A 12704-nucleotide genomic window follows, 5' to 3' on the forward strand; every position below is an offset into this window, starting at 1 on the left:
AATCACCTTAGCGGCAAGGCGGAAAGCATTGATTTTCTTGAGGTTTGGAGTGGTGCCCAGACGCGGATTTGAACCACGGACACGCGGATTTTCAATCCGCTGCTCTACCAACTGAGCTATCTGGGCATTCCTGCTTCGGCCTGCATTCCTTCCAAGAAGGAACCGGAGGGTTTGGTGTGCCCCGGAAGCGAGCGGGGTTATAGCATCTTGTCGGGACATGGCAAGCGTCAAATGACAGTTTTTTGCCAGTTGTCGAATTTTTACAAATTAACGAGCAAAATGAATGAGTTCGCTCGCAAAAATCTGCGGCTATTCCTCGTCCTCGTAACCGGCCTTCTTCTCATCCTCGGCAACGGGGATGGCATAGGAGCCCGTCAGCCAGCGCGAGAGATCAACCTCGCGGCAGCGGTTCGAGCAGAACGGGTAGTGTTCGCGATGCGATGGCTTGCCGCATTCCGGGCAGGGACGCGTCTTGCGTAGCGGTTCGACCTTGGCGGTCGGCTTCTTTTCATCTTCAGACATGAGGATGTCTCCTCCGGGCTTAGCCCTCGGGCCACCGGCTGTGCACGTCGAAGCCTTCGCCAGTCAGCAAGAGGATGGTTTCATAGAGCGGCAGGCCCACGACATTGGTGTAGGAGCCAACCATTTTCTGCACGAAGCTACCCGCCAGGCCCTGGATGCCGTAGGCACCGGCCTTGCCGCGCCATTGCCCGGAGGCGAGATAGCTTTCGATCTCGAAACCGGAGAGGCGCTTGAAGCGCACCTTGGTCTCGACGATCTTCTGACGGACCTTGCGATCCGGGGTTACCAGGCAGACGCCGGTATAGACCCAGTGGCTGCGGCCGGAGAGCAGATGCAGCGAGGCAGAGGCCTCGTCCGCAAATTCGGCCTTGCCGAGGATGCGGCGGCCGACGGCCACGACCGTATCGGCCGCCAGAATGTAGCTGCCCTTCCAGGCCATGTCGCCCTTGATCGCAGCGAGAGCGGCTTCCGCCTTTTCAGTGGAAAGCCGGCGCGCCAGCGAGCGGGGATGTTCCGATTTCTTCGGCGTCTCGTCGATATCCATCGGCATCAGCCGCGACGGTTCGATCCCTGCCTGATTGAGCAGGTCGACGCGGCGCGGCGAACCGGAAGCCAGGATGAGCTTGTATGTGAGCGCCATGGAACCTCGACCGGAAAGGAAGCCTCGAGGGCTTGCGGCCCAAGCTTACTTGAAACGGTAGGTAATACGGCCCTTGGTGAGGTCGTACGGGGTCATTTCCACAAGAACCTTGTCACCAGCCAGAACGCGGATGCGGTTCTTGCGCATGCGGCCGGCGGTGTGGGCGATGATTTCGTGATCGTTCTCAAGCTTCACGCGGAAGGTCGCGTTCGGCAGAAGTTCGGTCACGATACCCGGAAATTCAAGGACTTCTTCTTTAGGCATATAAGGCTTTTCTTCCTGTCGGTTGAGATGGCGGAGCTGGGCCGCCTCAAAATTTGCGCGGAAACTACACAATCAAGGGTCATTTGTGAACCTAATTGATTGGGCTTTCTTCCTTTTGTTCACGCGGACTGCGCGGCGATGCCACTTCGCCTGAGTAGCCGGCTCTCGATCAGCGCCGATATGTGATCCCGCACCTCTCTATAGGCATCGAGAATCTGCTCGCGGCTGCCGGTTTCGCCGGTCGGATCCATGGTCGGCCAATACACCACTTCAACGGCGTTGACGCGCGTCAGTTCCAGGGCGGCGTGATGGGCCTGCGGCGACAGCGTGATGATGAGATCGAAATAATCGTCTTCGAGCTCGTCCAGCGTCTTCGGCAGATGGCGGCCAAGCGACAGACCGATCTCCTCGAGCACAACATCGACGAAAGGATCGCGCTCGCCGGCGCGAACGCCTGCAGAGCGTATATAGGTATTTGACGGCAGCACACTGCGGGCGATCGCTTCGGCCATCGGCGAGCGGATGGCATTCATGCCGCACATGAAGAGGATCGCGCCCGGCGCCTTGCCTTCAGCGGTGAGCGGAGCGGGCTCCATCCCGGTCATCCGCGCCAGTAGAGCACGCAGACCAGCGTGAAGATGCGGCGCGCCGTGTCGAAATCGACGTCGATCTTGCCCTTCAGCCTGTCCTTCAGGGTCTGCGAGCCCTCGTTGTGGATGCCGCGGCGGCCCATGTCGATCGCTTCGATGCGGCTGGGCGAGGCCGAGCGGATCGCTTCGTAGTAGCTCTCGCAGATCATGAAGTAGTCCTTCACGATGCGGCGGAACGGCGTCAGCGAGAGGATGTGGGTCGCGACATCGCCGCCCTCCTCCGTCCTGATGACGAAGACCAGCTTGCTGTCGACGAGCGAGATGTTGAGCCTGTAGGGCCCACCCGGATGACCGGCAGGCTCGAAGGTGTTTTCCTCGATCAGATCGAAGATCGCGACGGCGCGCTCGTGTTCGACATCGGGCGTCGAACGGCCGATCGTGTCGTCGAGGACGACATCAGAAAGCCGGAAGTCGCCCTTCGCCATGCCTCACCTTTCGAGATTGAGGCGGATCGCGACCGATCGCGCGTGGGCATCGAGGCCTTCGGAAACCGCAAGCGCGATCGCCGCCGGGCCGAGCTCGCGCAGCTGCTGCGGGCCGAGGCGCAGGATCGAGGTGCGCTTGACGAAATCGAGCACTCCAAGGCCGGACGAAAAGCGCGCCGAACGGGCCGTCGGCAGAACGTGGTTCGAGCCGCCGACATAATCGCCGATCACTTCAGGCGTATGCGCGCCGATGAAGATCGCGCCGGCATTGCGGATGCCATCGAGCAGCGCATCCGGATCGGCGGTGGCAAGCTCCAGATGTTCCGGCGCGATGCGGTTTGCGAGCGGGATAGCGTCCTTCAGATCCTTGACGAGGATGATCGCGCCGAAATCGCGCCAGCTGGCGGCAGCGGTATCGGCCCGGTTCAGCGTCTTCAGCTGGCGCTCGACGGCGGCTTCGACGGCCTTGGCGAATTCCGCATCATCGGTGGCGAGGATCGCCTGCGAGCTTGCGTCATGTTCGGCCTGGGCCAGAAGATCGGCGGCGATCCAATCCGGATTGTTGTCCTTGTCGGCGATGACGAGAACTTCCGAGGGACCGGCGATCATGTCGATACCGACGGTACCGAAGACATGGCGCTTGGCGGCTGCGACATAGGCATTGCCGGGGCCGGTGATCTTGGCGACCGGGGCGATCGTTTCCGTGCCATAGGCAAGCGCCGCAATCGCCTGCGCGCCGCCGACACGGTAGATTTCCGAAACGCCTGCCAGCTTGGCGGCAGCGAGAACGGCCGGGTTGACGACGCCGCCGGTTGCCGGCACGGCGATGACGATGCGATCGACACCGGCGACCTTGGCCGGAACGGCATTCATCAGCACTGAGCTCGGATAGCTCGCGGTGCCGCCGGGCACATAGAGACCGACGGCTTCGATCGCCGTCCAGCGCGAGCCGAGGCCGACGCCCATCGTATCCTCGTAGATATCGTCCTTCGGCAGCTGGCGGCGGTGATGGGATTCGATGCGGACGGCGGCGACCTTCAGCGCGCCCAGCACTTCGGCCGGTACGGCTTCGACGGCAGCGTCGATCTCGGCTTCGGTGACGCGCATCGGCACCTTGGCGAAATCGATGCTGTCGAATTTCTTGGAGTATTCGGCAAGTGCGACGTCGCCGCGGGCGCGGACATCATCGATGATGGCGCGGACGGCGATGTTGACGTCTTCCGAGACCTCGCGCTTGGTCGTCAGGAAAGCGGCAAAACGCTGCTCGAAACCTTCGGATGCCTGATCAAGCCAGATTGCCACGCTCAATTCCCTTCCAAACCAACGCTAAACGCCAAACAGCGCAGAAAAGATCGTTACGCGCCGGGATGGCGCGGCTTGGAGGCGGTTTCCCATGCTCCACCGATATCTGCAAGCTGAACTTCGATGCATTCGACATCAAGAACGATCTCGGCAGCACCCGACAGCGTGATTTCGATCGTGCCTTCCGGACCCTCGCCCTTCGGCTCGAAGACGACGGAGAGGAGCGACAGCACTTCATCGCGGCGCTTGCGGTCGATGCCGGTCGAGCGGACCGCAAGAACGCGCTTGAAAACGAGGGCGGCGCGGCGGCGCTCGAAGCCCTTGCGCTTGCCATTCGCCTCTTCCCAGACGAAGCGGTTTGCAGCGAAGGCGAACTGCGCGTCCTTGGGCGACCAGGCGATGTCGCCGATCTTGAAAACGGCGTCCTGCAGATGCGCGGAGACCACGGCGAGGTCTTCACTGTCGAGTGCAAGAAGCTTCAGATCGGTCATGCAGGCTGTACCCCCGGTCGATGATGCCGCATCGCCAGTATGACGATGCGCTAGACAAGGGAAATAGGACGCCGCGCGGCAATGCGCAACTCCCAAGCGGCAATGCGGCGCGGCCGCATTGCCGGGGGATAAAAGGGCGGAAACCGCCCTTCCCTTATTCGCTGACGCGCTCGACGATCGCGCCGCAGCGCGTGAGCTTTTCTTCGAGACGCTCGAAGCCGCGATCAAGGTGATAGACGCGCGACACCATGGTCTCGCCTTCGGCCGCAAGACCGGCGATGACGAGCGACACGGAGGCGCGCAGGTCGGTCGCCATGACCGGTGCGCCCTTCAGGCGCGGAACGCCTTCGATCTTCGCCGTCTGACCGGACAGCGAGATCTTGGCGCCGAGACGGGCAAGCTCCTGCACGTGCATGAAGCGGTTTTCAAAGATGGTCTCGGTGACATGCGAGACGCCCGAGGAACGGGTCATCAGCGCCATGAACTGCGCCTGCAGGTCGGTCGGGAAGCCCGGGAAGGGATCGGTGACGACGTCGACTGGCTTGATGCCGGCGCCATTGCGCTTGATGCGCACGCCGCTATTGGTGGCCGAGACATCGGCGCCGGCGCGGCGCAGGGTTTCGAAAGCGGTTTCGAGCAGCGCCATGTCGGTGTTCTCGAGAACGACGTCACCGCCGGTCATGGCAACGGCCATGGCATAGGTGCCGGTTTCGATACGATCCGGAAGAACGCGGTGGCGGGCGCCGGAGAGCGACTGCACGCCTTCGATGGTGATGGTCGAGGTGCCGGCGCCGGTGATCTTGGCGCCCATGGCGATCAGGCAATTAGCAAGATCGACAACTTCGGGCTCGCGGGCGGCATTGCCGATCACCGTCGTGCCGCGGGCAAGCGTTGCCGCCATCATCATGACGTGGGTGGCGCCGACGGAAACCTTCGGGAAGGTGTACTTGGCACCGATCAGGCCGCCCTTCGGGGCGGTGGCGTTGATATAGCCGCTGTCGATCTCGAGATTGGCGCCAAGCGCCGTCAGGCCTTCGAGGAAGAGATCGACCGGACGCGTGCCGATGGCGCAACCGCCCGGCAGCGAGACGCGGCACTGCCCTTCGCGCGCCAGAAGCGGACCGATGACCCAGAAGGATGCGCGCATCTTCGAGACCAGCTCATAGGGGGCGGTCGTATCGACGATGGTGCGGCAGGTGAAATGGATCGTGCGGGAATAGGCATCGTCCTGGCGCTCGCGGCGGCCGTTGACGGCAACGTCGACGCCATGATTGCCGAGAATGCGCATGAGCAGCTCGACATCGGCCAGATGCGGCACGTTTTCCAGCGTCAGCGTGTCGCTGGTCAAGAGCGAGGCGATCATCAGCGGCAGTGCGGCATTCTTGGCGCCGGAAATCGGGATGATGCCATTCAGCTCATTCCCGCCGACAATTCTGATACGATCCATGGGGGCTTACGGGCTGCGCCCGCCTTTCCTGAAAGTTCTGCCTTTAAAAGGGATGGGGGTCTTTAGACGAATTCCCGCGACGCTTCAATTCGCCGCGGAGCCAACATTACGATTCGTCCATTTTTGCGGCAGGCAGGCCGATCGTCTGATCTGCCTCGCCGGAACGGCGCGCCCGGGTCTGCTGTTTGCGCCTCGAAAGATTTTCCCGAAGTTTTTCTGCAGCCCGCTCCCGCCGGAGCCGGGCCTGCTCTTCGATCGCCGCCTTGCGGCCGTTTACAGGCTTTTCGCTATTGTCTTCCATGTGTTCTGCTTACCGGATTCCCGCCCTTGTCAAAAGAGCTTCGTCGTTAATCCACGCGAAGTTGGAAATTGCGGCTTGCGCTTGTCAAGAACCTGTGGCAATAGGCGCCCCGTCCACGCAACACAGCCCAACGGCTCGAAGCGTTCCTGGTCCTGCTGCCGTAGCTCAGTGGTAGAGCACACCCTTGGTAAGGGTGAGGTCGGTGGTTCAATCCCACTCGGCAGCACCAGTTTTTCTCTTTTCTTGAAACCATCCCCGATAAGCTTGAATAGTGCGGAGATTTTATCTTAGCGAACGGCCGAGCCTCTCTCGCTCCTACGGAGGCGCTCGCTTGCGGCGACGTATCGGTAGGCCTTCCTTTCGATATAACTCATCATCATCATCCTTCCGCGAGCATCTGCCAGCGTCCGATATCGATGATCCTGCGGCTGCGCATCAATCGTGGAGATAAACATCTCCTGAACATCTTTGAAAACGTGGAAAATGTCGGTAATCTCGCGCCTTTGCGTCGTTATGTTCTGGAATTCATTCCAAAGCAGTACCAACATACTAAGAGTAGATAGCGCTACCCCTGCTGCGGCGACTATTCCCGACACCCGTCCTTCAGTCAGAATAGCCTCAGGGGTAGCTCCTATCATCGAAGCGACCGAAAACGCCGTAGAACCCAGCGCCACACCAGTCGCACCTCCGACGATAAACAGCCTGAAGCGTCGGCGCGATGCTTCGTATCGATCAATTGCGAACGTGAGGCGGCTGGACCAGAAATCAACGATTTCCCAGAGACCCTGAACGTCCCTTTCTATCGCTGACTGATACTCAGTCATATTGCTTCCTAGCTGCGGCCAGTCGAAACTATTCATTCGCACATTCCGTCGATCAGCGCTTCGAATCTCTTCAGATGCGAGTTTTGTATGTTATCATCATACCCGGCCGCCGTGCTGAAAATTTGGTGATTATCAATTGTTCGATGGTTGAAATGACCATAGCTCACCGACCAAATCTCATGCGAAAAGTTGTTGGCTCCAAGAAGCCCGCGCAGTTTCGATATTGCCGCTTGGTATGGCAGTGCCTCTGATTGATAATGTTGCCTGACCGCCATCCTGTCTGGCCACCATAAGTCCTGCTTAGTTACCAACGTAATAAATTTGATTTTTGTCTTAAACAAATCGGCATGCGCGACTATTTCATCTAGGGCTTTCTGTTCATCCGCCAACCGCCTTGATCTATAAGAATTTATATTGTCGGAGGTGAGCCCCGTCGAAAACTCGGGAATGCTAGACAACTCTAACTTTGCAGGCGAGTGCATACCCCAACACACGACGTTTATTATTATGGGAACTCTCTTGGATTCGATTATCTCTCTAACAAGCTGAGACCAAGTGGCGCGATATGTTTCCTGACCCGGTGGAATTTTAACATTCACAAAAAATCGACCTTTTAGCCCCCAATTTTCCATCTTTGTTGACAGGTTGTACTCCCCGTTGAGCTGATTGCCCGCGCTGTTTCCTGAGAGGATTTGACCGGTAGTCGACTTGCCAGTTCCGCCGCATCCAAACATCACGATGAGGTTTTTTCCATCTTTGCATCGGGCGTAGAAATCCCTTCCCCACTGCAAAACGGCACTTCGGTTTTCATAGGCTGCATTGACCGCCGCATCAGCGGCGAGCCCCCCCACCAATTCTAGAAACATTTCTCTACCTCAAAATCAGCCGACGTATTTACTTGAACAAGACTATTTCAAAATGCAACCCTTGCAAGAACTTCGATTCGCCGGCTCGAGTGGTGTTAGCCGAAGCGTAGCAAAACATCTCCCCCATTGCCCCGCCAAAATAACCCGCTAAAATACCCTCATGCAGCGCCCTTCCGGGAGGAACGCGAGGGGCTGGCTGCGCGTTTTGGCGTACACACTGGAGGAATACGCCTATGGCAACTGAAAGATGGGATAGTCCGGTCAAGGTGGGTTTCGAAGATACCGATGCCCGTACCGTGAACGGTCCGTTCGATGCATTGAAGTGCCTTGCCGACCTGTGGCCCGCAGCGCGCGGCCTCCGTTACCTCAAGGCCCGCAGCACCTGCCGCGCCGCTCTCGATGGCCGCAAGACCGCAGAGGAAGCCCGGACGGAATTCGTCGCCGCCGCGCAAGAGGCGAAGCTCAAGCTTCATTAAGCAACCTCCCCGGCGGGAGCGACGCGCCAGCCGGGCATGGCTTGTCGGCGCGAGACGTTCGCTGTCCGGGTGCCGGACGATCATTGCTGAATGCGGTTTTGCCGGCGCCGTGCCGGAACGGGATGGCCGTTAATTTTTACTTAACTGTGAGGGAATCTGGCGCGGGATAGCCCAAGTATTGCCGTTGCGCCCTCGCGTTGTGCATCAATAGAACATCTGCAGCCATCATGATGATGGTCAGAGGCTCGTCACCCTCTGCACTATGCAGACGAGCCTCGCACAACCGATATTCTGGCAATACTTCAAGAATTTCATGCGTTAACAGCCGGCGTCGCTCTGGCTGTCCATCTCCAGATAGCCGACACCGATGATCGTTCCGTCGGGAGCGCGGATGAAGGACGGCACGTAGTGGGATTCGGGCTGCGAGCAGGCGACGGTACCGCTATATTCGTTCAGCGCCATCTGGTCCTGCGGCAGGGCCGAGTAATAATCGACATCGGTTTCGAGAGCGGCGGATGCGGGAATGGCGAAAGCGGCACTTGCAATAAAAAGGGCTGGAACCCCCAGACGGATGCAGGTCCTCATGACTATCTCCAGCGTTGAAATCCGCCCAATCAACCCGTGAAGGGCAGCTTTGGTTCCCCGCTTTTCTTCGCACGATTTCGTGCACACTTGCCGGAACTTTTCGGGCAGCGGCGCTGTTCAATAAGGTTGAGAACAGCATGGCCGGACGAAGTAGAATTAATCATGAAAACACTGATGCTGATCATCATCGCGCTCATGGTCGCTTCCATTCTGAGTATCCTCGTCGTCAAGCCCTTCGAACAGGGCGGCAGCCAGGACGACACACCGCAAAAGACCATCCAGCAGCCGGAGCCTAAGTAGCGCCCCGCTCTTGCCCCCGCAAATTTCGGCGCGCTCTACTTGGCGAAGCGGATTTTTGGCGCCATATCAATGATGGGTCGAAATGGGGGCAGCTTTCATGTTCAAGGTCATCGTTCCGGTTTTCACCGCCGCCGCCATGCTTGCGGCCTGCAGCGCCGCCGATAGCGCCGGGCCGACGCCGATCCCGGGAAGCCTCACCTATGGCGGGCCGGCGCGTTCGAAGCTGACGAAGTCGCCGCCCGGCAGCTATGTCTATAACAGCTTCTACAATTCGAGCGGCCAGAAGGTGCAGGAGACCTATATCCTGCAGCCGGACCGGACGCTGAAGCTGACGCGCCAGGAAGTGGTTTCAGACTTCGTTTACTGACCGCGCTTGACAGGAATCACTATCAAGAACATTCAAGGAACGTCTCATAGTCCGTGACGCCAAGCGCGCGGGCGCCAACCGGACGGCTGGATGTATCTCGAAAAGCTCAACCCGCAACAGCGCATGGCCGTGGAACACGGAACCCTTACCGAGGGCAGCCATGTCGCAGGCCCGCTGCTCGTCATTGCGGGCGCCGGTTCCGGCAAGACCAACACGCTGGCCCATCGCGTCGCGCATCTGATCGTCAAGGGCGCCGATCCGCGCCGCATCCTGCTGATGACCTTTTCGCGCCGGGCGGCCTCCGAGATGGCGCGGCGCGTCGAGCGCATCTGCGCCGAAGTGCTCGGCGCCAATTCGGGCATCATGGCGGATGCGCTTGCCTGGAGTGGCACGTTCCACGGCATCGGCGCGCGGCTGCTGCGCGATTATGCCGAGCAGATCGGTGTCGATCCGGCCTTCACGATCCACGACCGGGAAGACAGCGCCGACCTGATGAATATCGTGCGCCACGACCTCGGCTTCTCGAAGACCGAGAACCGCTTTCCGACCAAGGGCACATGCCTGGCAATCTATTCGCGCGTCGTCAATTCCGAAGGCGAGCTGCCGCTCGTCTTGCGCGATGCCTTTCCCTGGTGCGCGACCTGGGAGAACCAGCTGCGCGAGCTCTTCGGCGCCTATGTCGAGGCCAAGCAGGCGCAGAATGTTCTCGATTACGACGACCTGCTGCTCTACTGGGCGCAGATGGTGGCCGAGCCGATGATTGCCGAGGATATCGGCAACCGCTTCGACCATGTGCTCGTCGACGAATATCAGGATACCAACCGGCTGCAGTCCTCGATCCTGCTGGCGCTGAAGCCCGATGGGCAGGGCCTGACCGTCGTCGGCGACGATGCGCAGTCGATCTATTCCTTCCGCGCCGCAACGGTGCGCAACATTCTCGACTTTCCGGCCTCGTTCACGCCGGCCGCCAATATCGTGACGCTCGACCGCAATTACCGCTCGACGCAGCCGATCCTCGCCGCCGCAAATGCGGTCATCGATCTCGCCTCCGAGCGCTTCACCAAGAACCTCTGGACGGAGCGGCAATCTGCCGAGCGGCCGCGCCTCGTCACCGTGCGCGACGAGGCGGATCAGGCGCGCTTCGTTGCCGACAAGGTGCTGGAGAATCGCGAAGAAGGCGTGAAGCTGAAGAGCCAGGCGGTGCTGTTTCGCGCCTCGCATCACAGCGGCGCGCTTGAAGTGGAGCTCACACGGCGCAACATTCCCTTCGTCAAATTCGGCGGGCTGAAGTTTCTGGACAGCGCGCATGTGAAGGACATGCTGGCCGCACTGCGCTTTGCGCTCAATCCGCGCGACCGCGTCGCCGGCTTCCGCCTGATGCAGATCCTGCCCGGTGTCGGGCCCTCGACGGCGCAGAAGACGCTGGATCATATGGCGGCCGATCCGAGCCCGATCCAGGCGCTTGCCGAACTGGCAGCACCGCCGCGCTCCGGCGATGACTGGACGGCCTTCGTGTCCGTGATGCAGGAGCTGAAGACCGGCAAGGCGGGATGGCCGGCCGAGATCGGGCTCGTGCGGGAATGGTACCAGCCGCATCTGGAACGGCTGCATGAGGACGCCTCGACGCGCCAGGCCGACCTGCTGCAGCTCGAGCAGATCGCCGCAGGCTATCCTTCCCGCGAGCGCTTCCTGACGGAACTGACGCTCGATCCGCCGGATGCGACCAGCGATCAGGCCGGGGTACCGCTGCTGGACGAGGACTATCTGATCCTCTCTACGATCCATTCGGCCAAGGGGCAGGAATGGACCAAGGTGTTCATGCTGAACGTCGTGGACGGCTGCATTCCCTCCGACCTCGCTGTCGGCACCAGTGCGGAAATCGAGGAGGAGCGACGGCTTCTCTATGTCGCGATGACGCGGGCGAAGGACAATCTCGATCTCGTCGTGCCACAGCGCTTTTTCACGCACGGGCAGAATGCCCAGGGCGACCGTCACGTCTACGCCGCCCGCACCCGCTTCATCCCGGCAACGCTCTTGCAGTTCTTCGAAGTCTGCGGCTGGCAGCAGGCCAAGGCCGAAACGGCCGCTAGCCAGCACGCCCGTCAGGTGCGGATCGATGTGGGCGCGCGCATGCGCGGCATGTGGCGCTAGCACCGCCTAAAGCGACAGAGGTTTGACGCTGCCGAAAAACGGTTCGATCGTTTCCTGGCCGACGGCGGCAAGCTCGGCCGGTTTCCATTTCGGATTGCGGTCCTTGTCGATGACGGCGGCGCGTACACCTTCGTAGAAATCCGGAGTCTTCAGGATCTGCATGCATGCGGCGAGCTCGCGGTTCAGGCATTCGGCGAGATCGGCACTCGCCCTGCCCTGGCGCAGCAGCCTCAGCGTCACCTTGAGACTGGTCGGCGAGCGCTTGAGGATGGTGGCGCGTGTCTCGGCGGCAAACTCGCCCTCCTCTGCCTCCAGGGCCGCGACAATCTCCTCGACGCTGTCGAAGCGGAAGGCGCGGTCGATCACATCGCGGTTATGCTGCAGGTGGCCGGCATGCGGGTGGATGGCGATATGCTTCAGCAGCGCATCGACCGCGGTCGAAGACGATCCGAGCGGCATGCGGGCCAGTGCGTCGATCATCTCTGGCAAGCGGCCGGAGGCGATCTTGACGTCGGCGAGACCGGCATAGAGCGCGTCGGTGGCGTTCATCTCAAGACCTGTGAGGCCAGCCCAGGTACCGGTTTCGCCGGGCATGCGCGGCAGCAGCCAGGTGGCGCCGACATCCGGGAAATAGCCGATGCCGGTTTCCGGCATGGCAAGCCGAGTGCGCTCGGTCACGACCCGGTGGCGGCCATGCGCCGAGAGGCCGACACCGCCGCCCATGGTGATGCCATCCATGACCGCGACATAGGGTTTCGGGAAGTGGGCGATGCGATGATTGAGCGCGAACTCCTCGCGCCAGAAGGCTTCAGCATCCTCGGATCCGGAAAGACCGCTCTGATGCAGCGCGCGGATATCGCCGCCGGCGCAGAAGCCGCGCTCGCCCTCGCCTGTGACGACCACGGTTGCGACGTCAGAGTCATCCTCGAATTCGTCAAATGCAGCATCCAACATGCGCACCATCGGCAGCGTGAGGCTGTTCAGAGCCTTGGGGCGATTGAGGCGGACAATGCCGGCGCTGCCGCGCTTTTCGATGAAGACTTCCCGGTCGCTGTTCTTGTGCATGGTGTGCCGCGCCTCCTTGATCAGCTAA

At 60.6% G+C, this 12704-nt stretch carries 17 protein-coding genes and 2 tRNA genes; 5 read left to right on the plus strand and 14 right to left on the minus strand.

Going from position 1 to position 12704, the window contains the following annotated elements; genetic code table 11:
- Positions 1-50: 50 nt before the first annotated feature.
- From ACQZ5H_RS16225 to ACQZ5H_RS16270, 10 genes are all read right to left on the minus strand, one after another.
- Positions 51-126 (minus strand) — tRNA-Phe (locus ACQZ5H_RS16225).
- Positions 127-309: 183 nt separating this feature from the next.
- Entirely contained in the window at positions 310-522 is a 213-nt protein-coding gene (yacG, locus tag ACQZ5H_RS16230; RefSeq protein WP_112713388.1) for a DNA gyrase inhibitor YacG, read from the minus strand.
- Between the two features lie 19 nt (positions 523-541).
- Positions 542-1162: a Maf-like protein gene (locus tag ACQZ5H_RS16235; protein WP_112713390.1), complete on the minus strand. Its 621-nt coding sequence runs from the start codon at positions 1160-1162 to the stop codon at positions 542-544.
- Positions 1163-1207: 45 nt separating this feature from the next.
- The gene (gene infA, locus ACQZ5H_RS16240) at positions 1208-1426 is read right to left on the minus strand and encodes a translation initiation factor IF-1 (protein WP_112713392.1); all 219 of its coding nucleotides are present in this window, start codon (positions 1424-1426) and stop codon (positions 1208-1210) included.
- Between the two features lie 119 nt (positions 1427-1545).
- Positions 1546-2031: an arsenate-mycothiol transferase ArsC gene (locus ACQZ5H_RS16245; RefSeq protein WP_449098372.1), complete on the minus strand. Its 486-nt coding sequence runs from the start codon at positions 2029-2031 to the stop codon at positions 1546-1548.
- On the minus strand, positions 2028-2501 hold the full coding sequence (locus ACQZ5H_RS16250; RefSeq protein ID WP_203429597.1) for a UPF0262 family protein: 474 nt from the start codon (positions 2499-2501) through the stop codon (positions 2028-2030). The genes ACQZ5H_RS16245 and ACQZ5H_RS16250 overlap by 4 nt, the downstream gene beginning before the upstream one ends.
- Positions 2502-2504: 3 nt before the next feature.
- Complete coding sequence (gene hisD, locus ACQZ5H_RS16255; protein ID WP_449098373.1) at positions 2505-3803, minus strand: histidinol dehydrogenase; 1299 nt, start codon at positions 3801-3803, stop codon at positions 2505-2507.
- A gap of 53 nt (positions 3804-3856) precedes the next feature.
- Entirely contained in the window at positions 3857-4294 is a 438-nt protein-coding gene (locus ACQZ5H_RS16260) for a DUF2948 family protein (protein ID WP_203429599.1), read from the minus strand.
- A 154-nt stretch (positions 4295-4448) separates the two neighbouring features.
- Positions 4449-5741: a UDP-N-acetylglucosamine 1-carboxyvinyltransferase gene (murA, locus tag ACQZ5H_RS16265; RefSeq protein WP_130279079.1), complete on the minus strand. Its 1293-nt coding sequence runs from the start codon at positions 5739-5741 to the stop codon at positions 4449-4451.
- A 106-nt stretch (positions 5742-5847) separates the two neighbouring features.
- Positions 5848-6042, minus strand: a complete 195-nt coding sequence (locus tag ACQZ5H_RS16270; protein ID WP_130279080.1) for a hypothetical protein — start codon at positions 6040-6042, stop codon at positions 5848-5850.
- Positions 6043-6196: 154 nt separating this feature from the next.
- On the opposite strand from ACQZ5H_RS16270, the gene ACQZ5H_RS16275 reads away from it, so the two are divergent.
- A tRNA-Thr gene (locus ACQZ5H_RS16275) sits at positions 6197-6271 on the plus strand.
- Positions 6272-6329: 58 nt separating this feature from the next.
- On the opposite strand, the gene ACQZ5H_RS16280 is transcribed toward ACQZ5H_RS16275, so the two are convergent.
- Together ACQZ5H_RS16280 and ACQZ5H_RS16285 are read right to left on the minus strand one after the other, a co-directional pair.
- Positions 6330-6902 carry a hypothetical protein gene (locus tag ACQZ5H_RS16280; RefSeq protein ID WP_449098374.1) on the minus strand — a complete coding sequence of 191 codons (573 nt, stop codon included), beginning with the start codon at positions 6900-6902 and terminating at the stop codon, positions 6330-6332.
- Positions 6899-7732 (minus strand): hypothetical protein, encoded by an 834-nt coding sequence (locus tag ACQZ5H_RS16285; RefSeq protein WP_449098375.1) that lies wholly within the window; start codon positions 7730-7732, stop codon positions 6899-6901. Before ACQZ5H_RS16285 ends, ACQZ5H_RS16280 begins: the two co-directional genes overlap by 4 nt.
- A 233-nt stretch (positions 7733-7965) precedes the next feature.
- On the opposite strand from ACQZ5H_RS16285, the gene ACQZ5H_RS16290 reads away from it, so the two are divergent.
- Complete coding sequence (locus tag ACQZ5H_RS16290; RefSeq protein WP_130279083.1) at positions 7966-8208, plus strand: DUF982 domain-containing protein; 243 nt, start codon at positions 7966-7968, stop codon at positions 8206-8208.
- Between the two features lie 318 nt (positions 8209-8526).
- Here ACQZ5H_RS16290 and ACQZ5H_RS16295 read toward each other — a convergent pair whose 3' ends face one another.
- Positions 8527-8793, minus strand: coding sequence for a hypothetical protein (locus ACQZ5H_RS16295; protein ID WP_449098376.1), 267 nt, complete (start codon positions 8791-8793; stop codon positions 8527-8529).
- A 162-nt stretch (positions 8794-8955) separates the two neighbouring features.
- On the opposite strand from ACQZ5H_RS16295, the gene ACQZ5H_RS16300 reads away from it, so the two are divergent.
- The 3 genes from ACQZ5H_RS16300 to ACQZ5H_RS16310 all read left to right on the plus strand — a co-directional run bounded on the left by ACQZ5H_RS16300 (position 8956) and on the right by ACQZ5H_RS16310 (position 11611).
- Positions 8956-9093: a hypothetical protein gene (locus tag ACQZ5H_RS16300; RefSeq protein WP_449098377.1), complete on the plus strand. Its 138-nt coding sequence runs from the start codon at positions 8956-8958 to the stop codon at positions 9091-9093.
- A 136-nt stretch (positions 9094-9229) separates the two neighbouring features.
- Positions 9230-9460: a hypothetical protein gene (locus tag ACQZ5H_RS16305; protein ID WP_449098579.1), complete on the plus strand. Its 231-nt coding sequence runs from the start codon at positions 9230-9232 to the stop codon at positions 9458-9460.
- A 90-nt stretch (positions 9461-9550) separates the two neighbouring features.
- Complete coding sequence (locus ACQZ5H_RS16310) at positions 9551-11611, plus strand: ATP-dependent helicase (protein ID WP_449098378.1); 2061 nt, start codon at positions 9551-9553, stop codon at positions 11609-11611.
- Positions 11612-11617: 6 nt separating this feature from the next.
- Here the strand turns inward: ACQZ5H_RS16310 and ACQZ5H_RS16315 are convergent, their stop codons facing one another.
- Positions 11618-12676, minus strand: coding sequence for an enoyl-CoA hydratase/isomerase family protein (locus ACQZ5H_RS16315; protein WP_449098379.1), 1059 nt, complete (start codon positions 12674-12676; stop codon positions 11618-11620).
- Positions 12677-12704 lie beyond the last annotated feature (28 nt).

Source organism: Rhizobium sp. 21-4511-3d, from assembly GCF_053522545.1.

What these genes read in the sequence shown, in the direction of transcription:
- yacG (WP_112713388.1), bottom strand. Translation starts at nt 522, where the DNA reads ATGTCTGAAGATGAAAAGAAGCCGACCGCCAAGGTCGAACCGCTACGC.
- ACQZ5H_RS16235 (WP_112713390.1), bottom strand. Translation starts at nt 1,162, where the DNA reads ATGGCGCTCACATACAAGCTCATCCTGGCTTCCGGTTCGCCGCGCCGC.
- ACQZ5H_RS16245 (WP_449098372.1), bottom strand. Translation starts at nt 2,031, where the DNA reads ATGACCGGGATGGAGCCCGCTCCGCTCACCGCTGAAGGCAAGGCGCCG.
- ACQZ5H_RS16270 (WP_130279080.1), bottom strand. Translation starts at nt 6,042, where the DNA reads ATGGAAGACAATAGCGAAAAGCCTGTAAACGGCCGCAAGGCGGCGATC.
- ACQZ5H_RS16310 (WP_449098378.1), top strand. Translation starts at nt 9,551, where the DNA reads ATGTATCTCGAAAAGCTCAACCCGCAACAGCGCATGGCCGTGGAACAC.
- ACQZ5H_RS16300 (WP_449098377.1), top strand. Translation starts at nt 8,956, where the DNA reads ATGAAAACACTGATGCTGATCATCATCGCGCTCATGGTCGCTTCCATT.
- ACQZ5H_RS16280 (WP_449098374.1), bottom strand. Translation starts at nt 6,902, where the DNA reads ATGAATAGTTTCGACTGGCCGCAGCTAGGAAGCAATATGACTGAGTAT.
- ACQZ5H_RS16290 (WP_130279083.1), top strand. Translation starts at nt 7,966, where the DNA reads ATGGCAACTGAAAGATGGGATAGTCCGGTCAAGGTGGGTTTCGAAGAT.
- ACQZ5H_RS16260 (WP_203429599.1), bottom strand. Translation starts at nt 4,294, where the DNA reads ATGACCGATCTGAAGCTTCTTGCACTCGACAGTGAAGACCTCGCCGTG.
- ACQZ5H_RS16295 (WP_449098376.1), bottom strand. Translation starts at nt 8,793, where the DNA reads ATGAGGACCTGCATCCGTCTGGGGGTTCCAGCCCTTTTTATTGCAAGT.
- ACQZ5H_RS16250 (WP_203429597.1), bottom strand. Translation starts at nt 2,501, where the DNA reads ATGGCGAAGGGCGACTTCCGGCTTTCTGATGTCGTCCTCGACGACACG.
- ACQZ5H_RS16315 (WP_449098379.1), bottom strand. Translation starts at nt 12,676, where the DNA reads ATGCACAAGAACAGCGACCGGGAAGTCTTCATCGAAAAGCGCGGCAGC.
- ACQZ5H_RS16285 (WP_449098375.1), bottom strand. Translation starts at nt 7,732, where the DNA reads ATGTTTCTAGAATTGGTGGGGGGGCTCGCCGCTGATGCGGCGGTCAAT.
- murA (WP_130279079.1), bottom strand. Translation starts at nt 5,741, where the DNA reads ATGGATCGTATCAGAATTGTCGGCGGGAATGAGCTGAATGGCATCATC.
- infA (WP_112713392.1), bottom strand. Translation starts at nt 1,426, where the DNA reads ATGCCTAAAGAAGAAGTCCTTGAATTTCCGGGTATCGTGACCGAACTT.
- ACQZ5H_RS16305 (WP_449098579.1), top strand. Translation starts at nt 9,230, where the DNA reads ATGCTTGCGGCCTGCAGCGCCGCCGATAGCGCCGGGCCGACGCCGATC.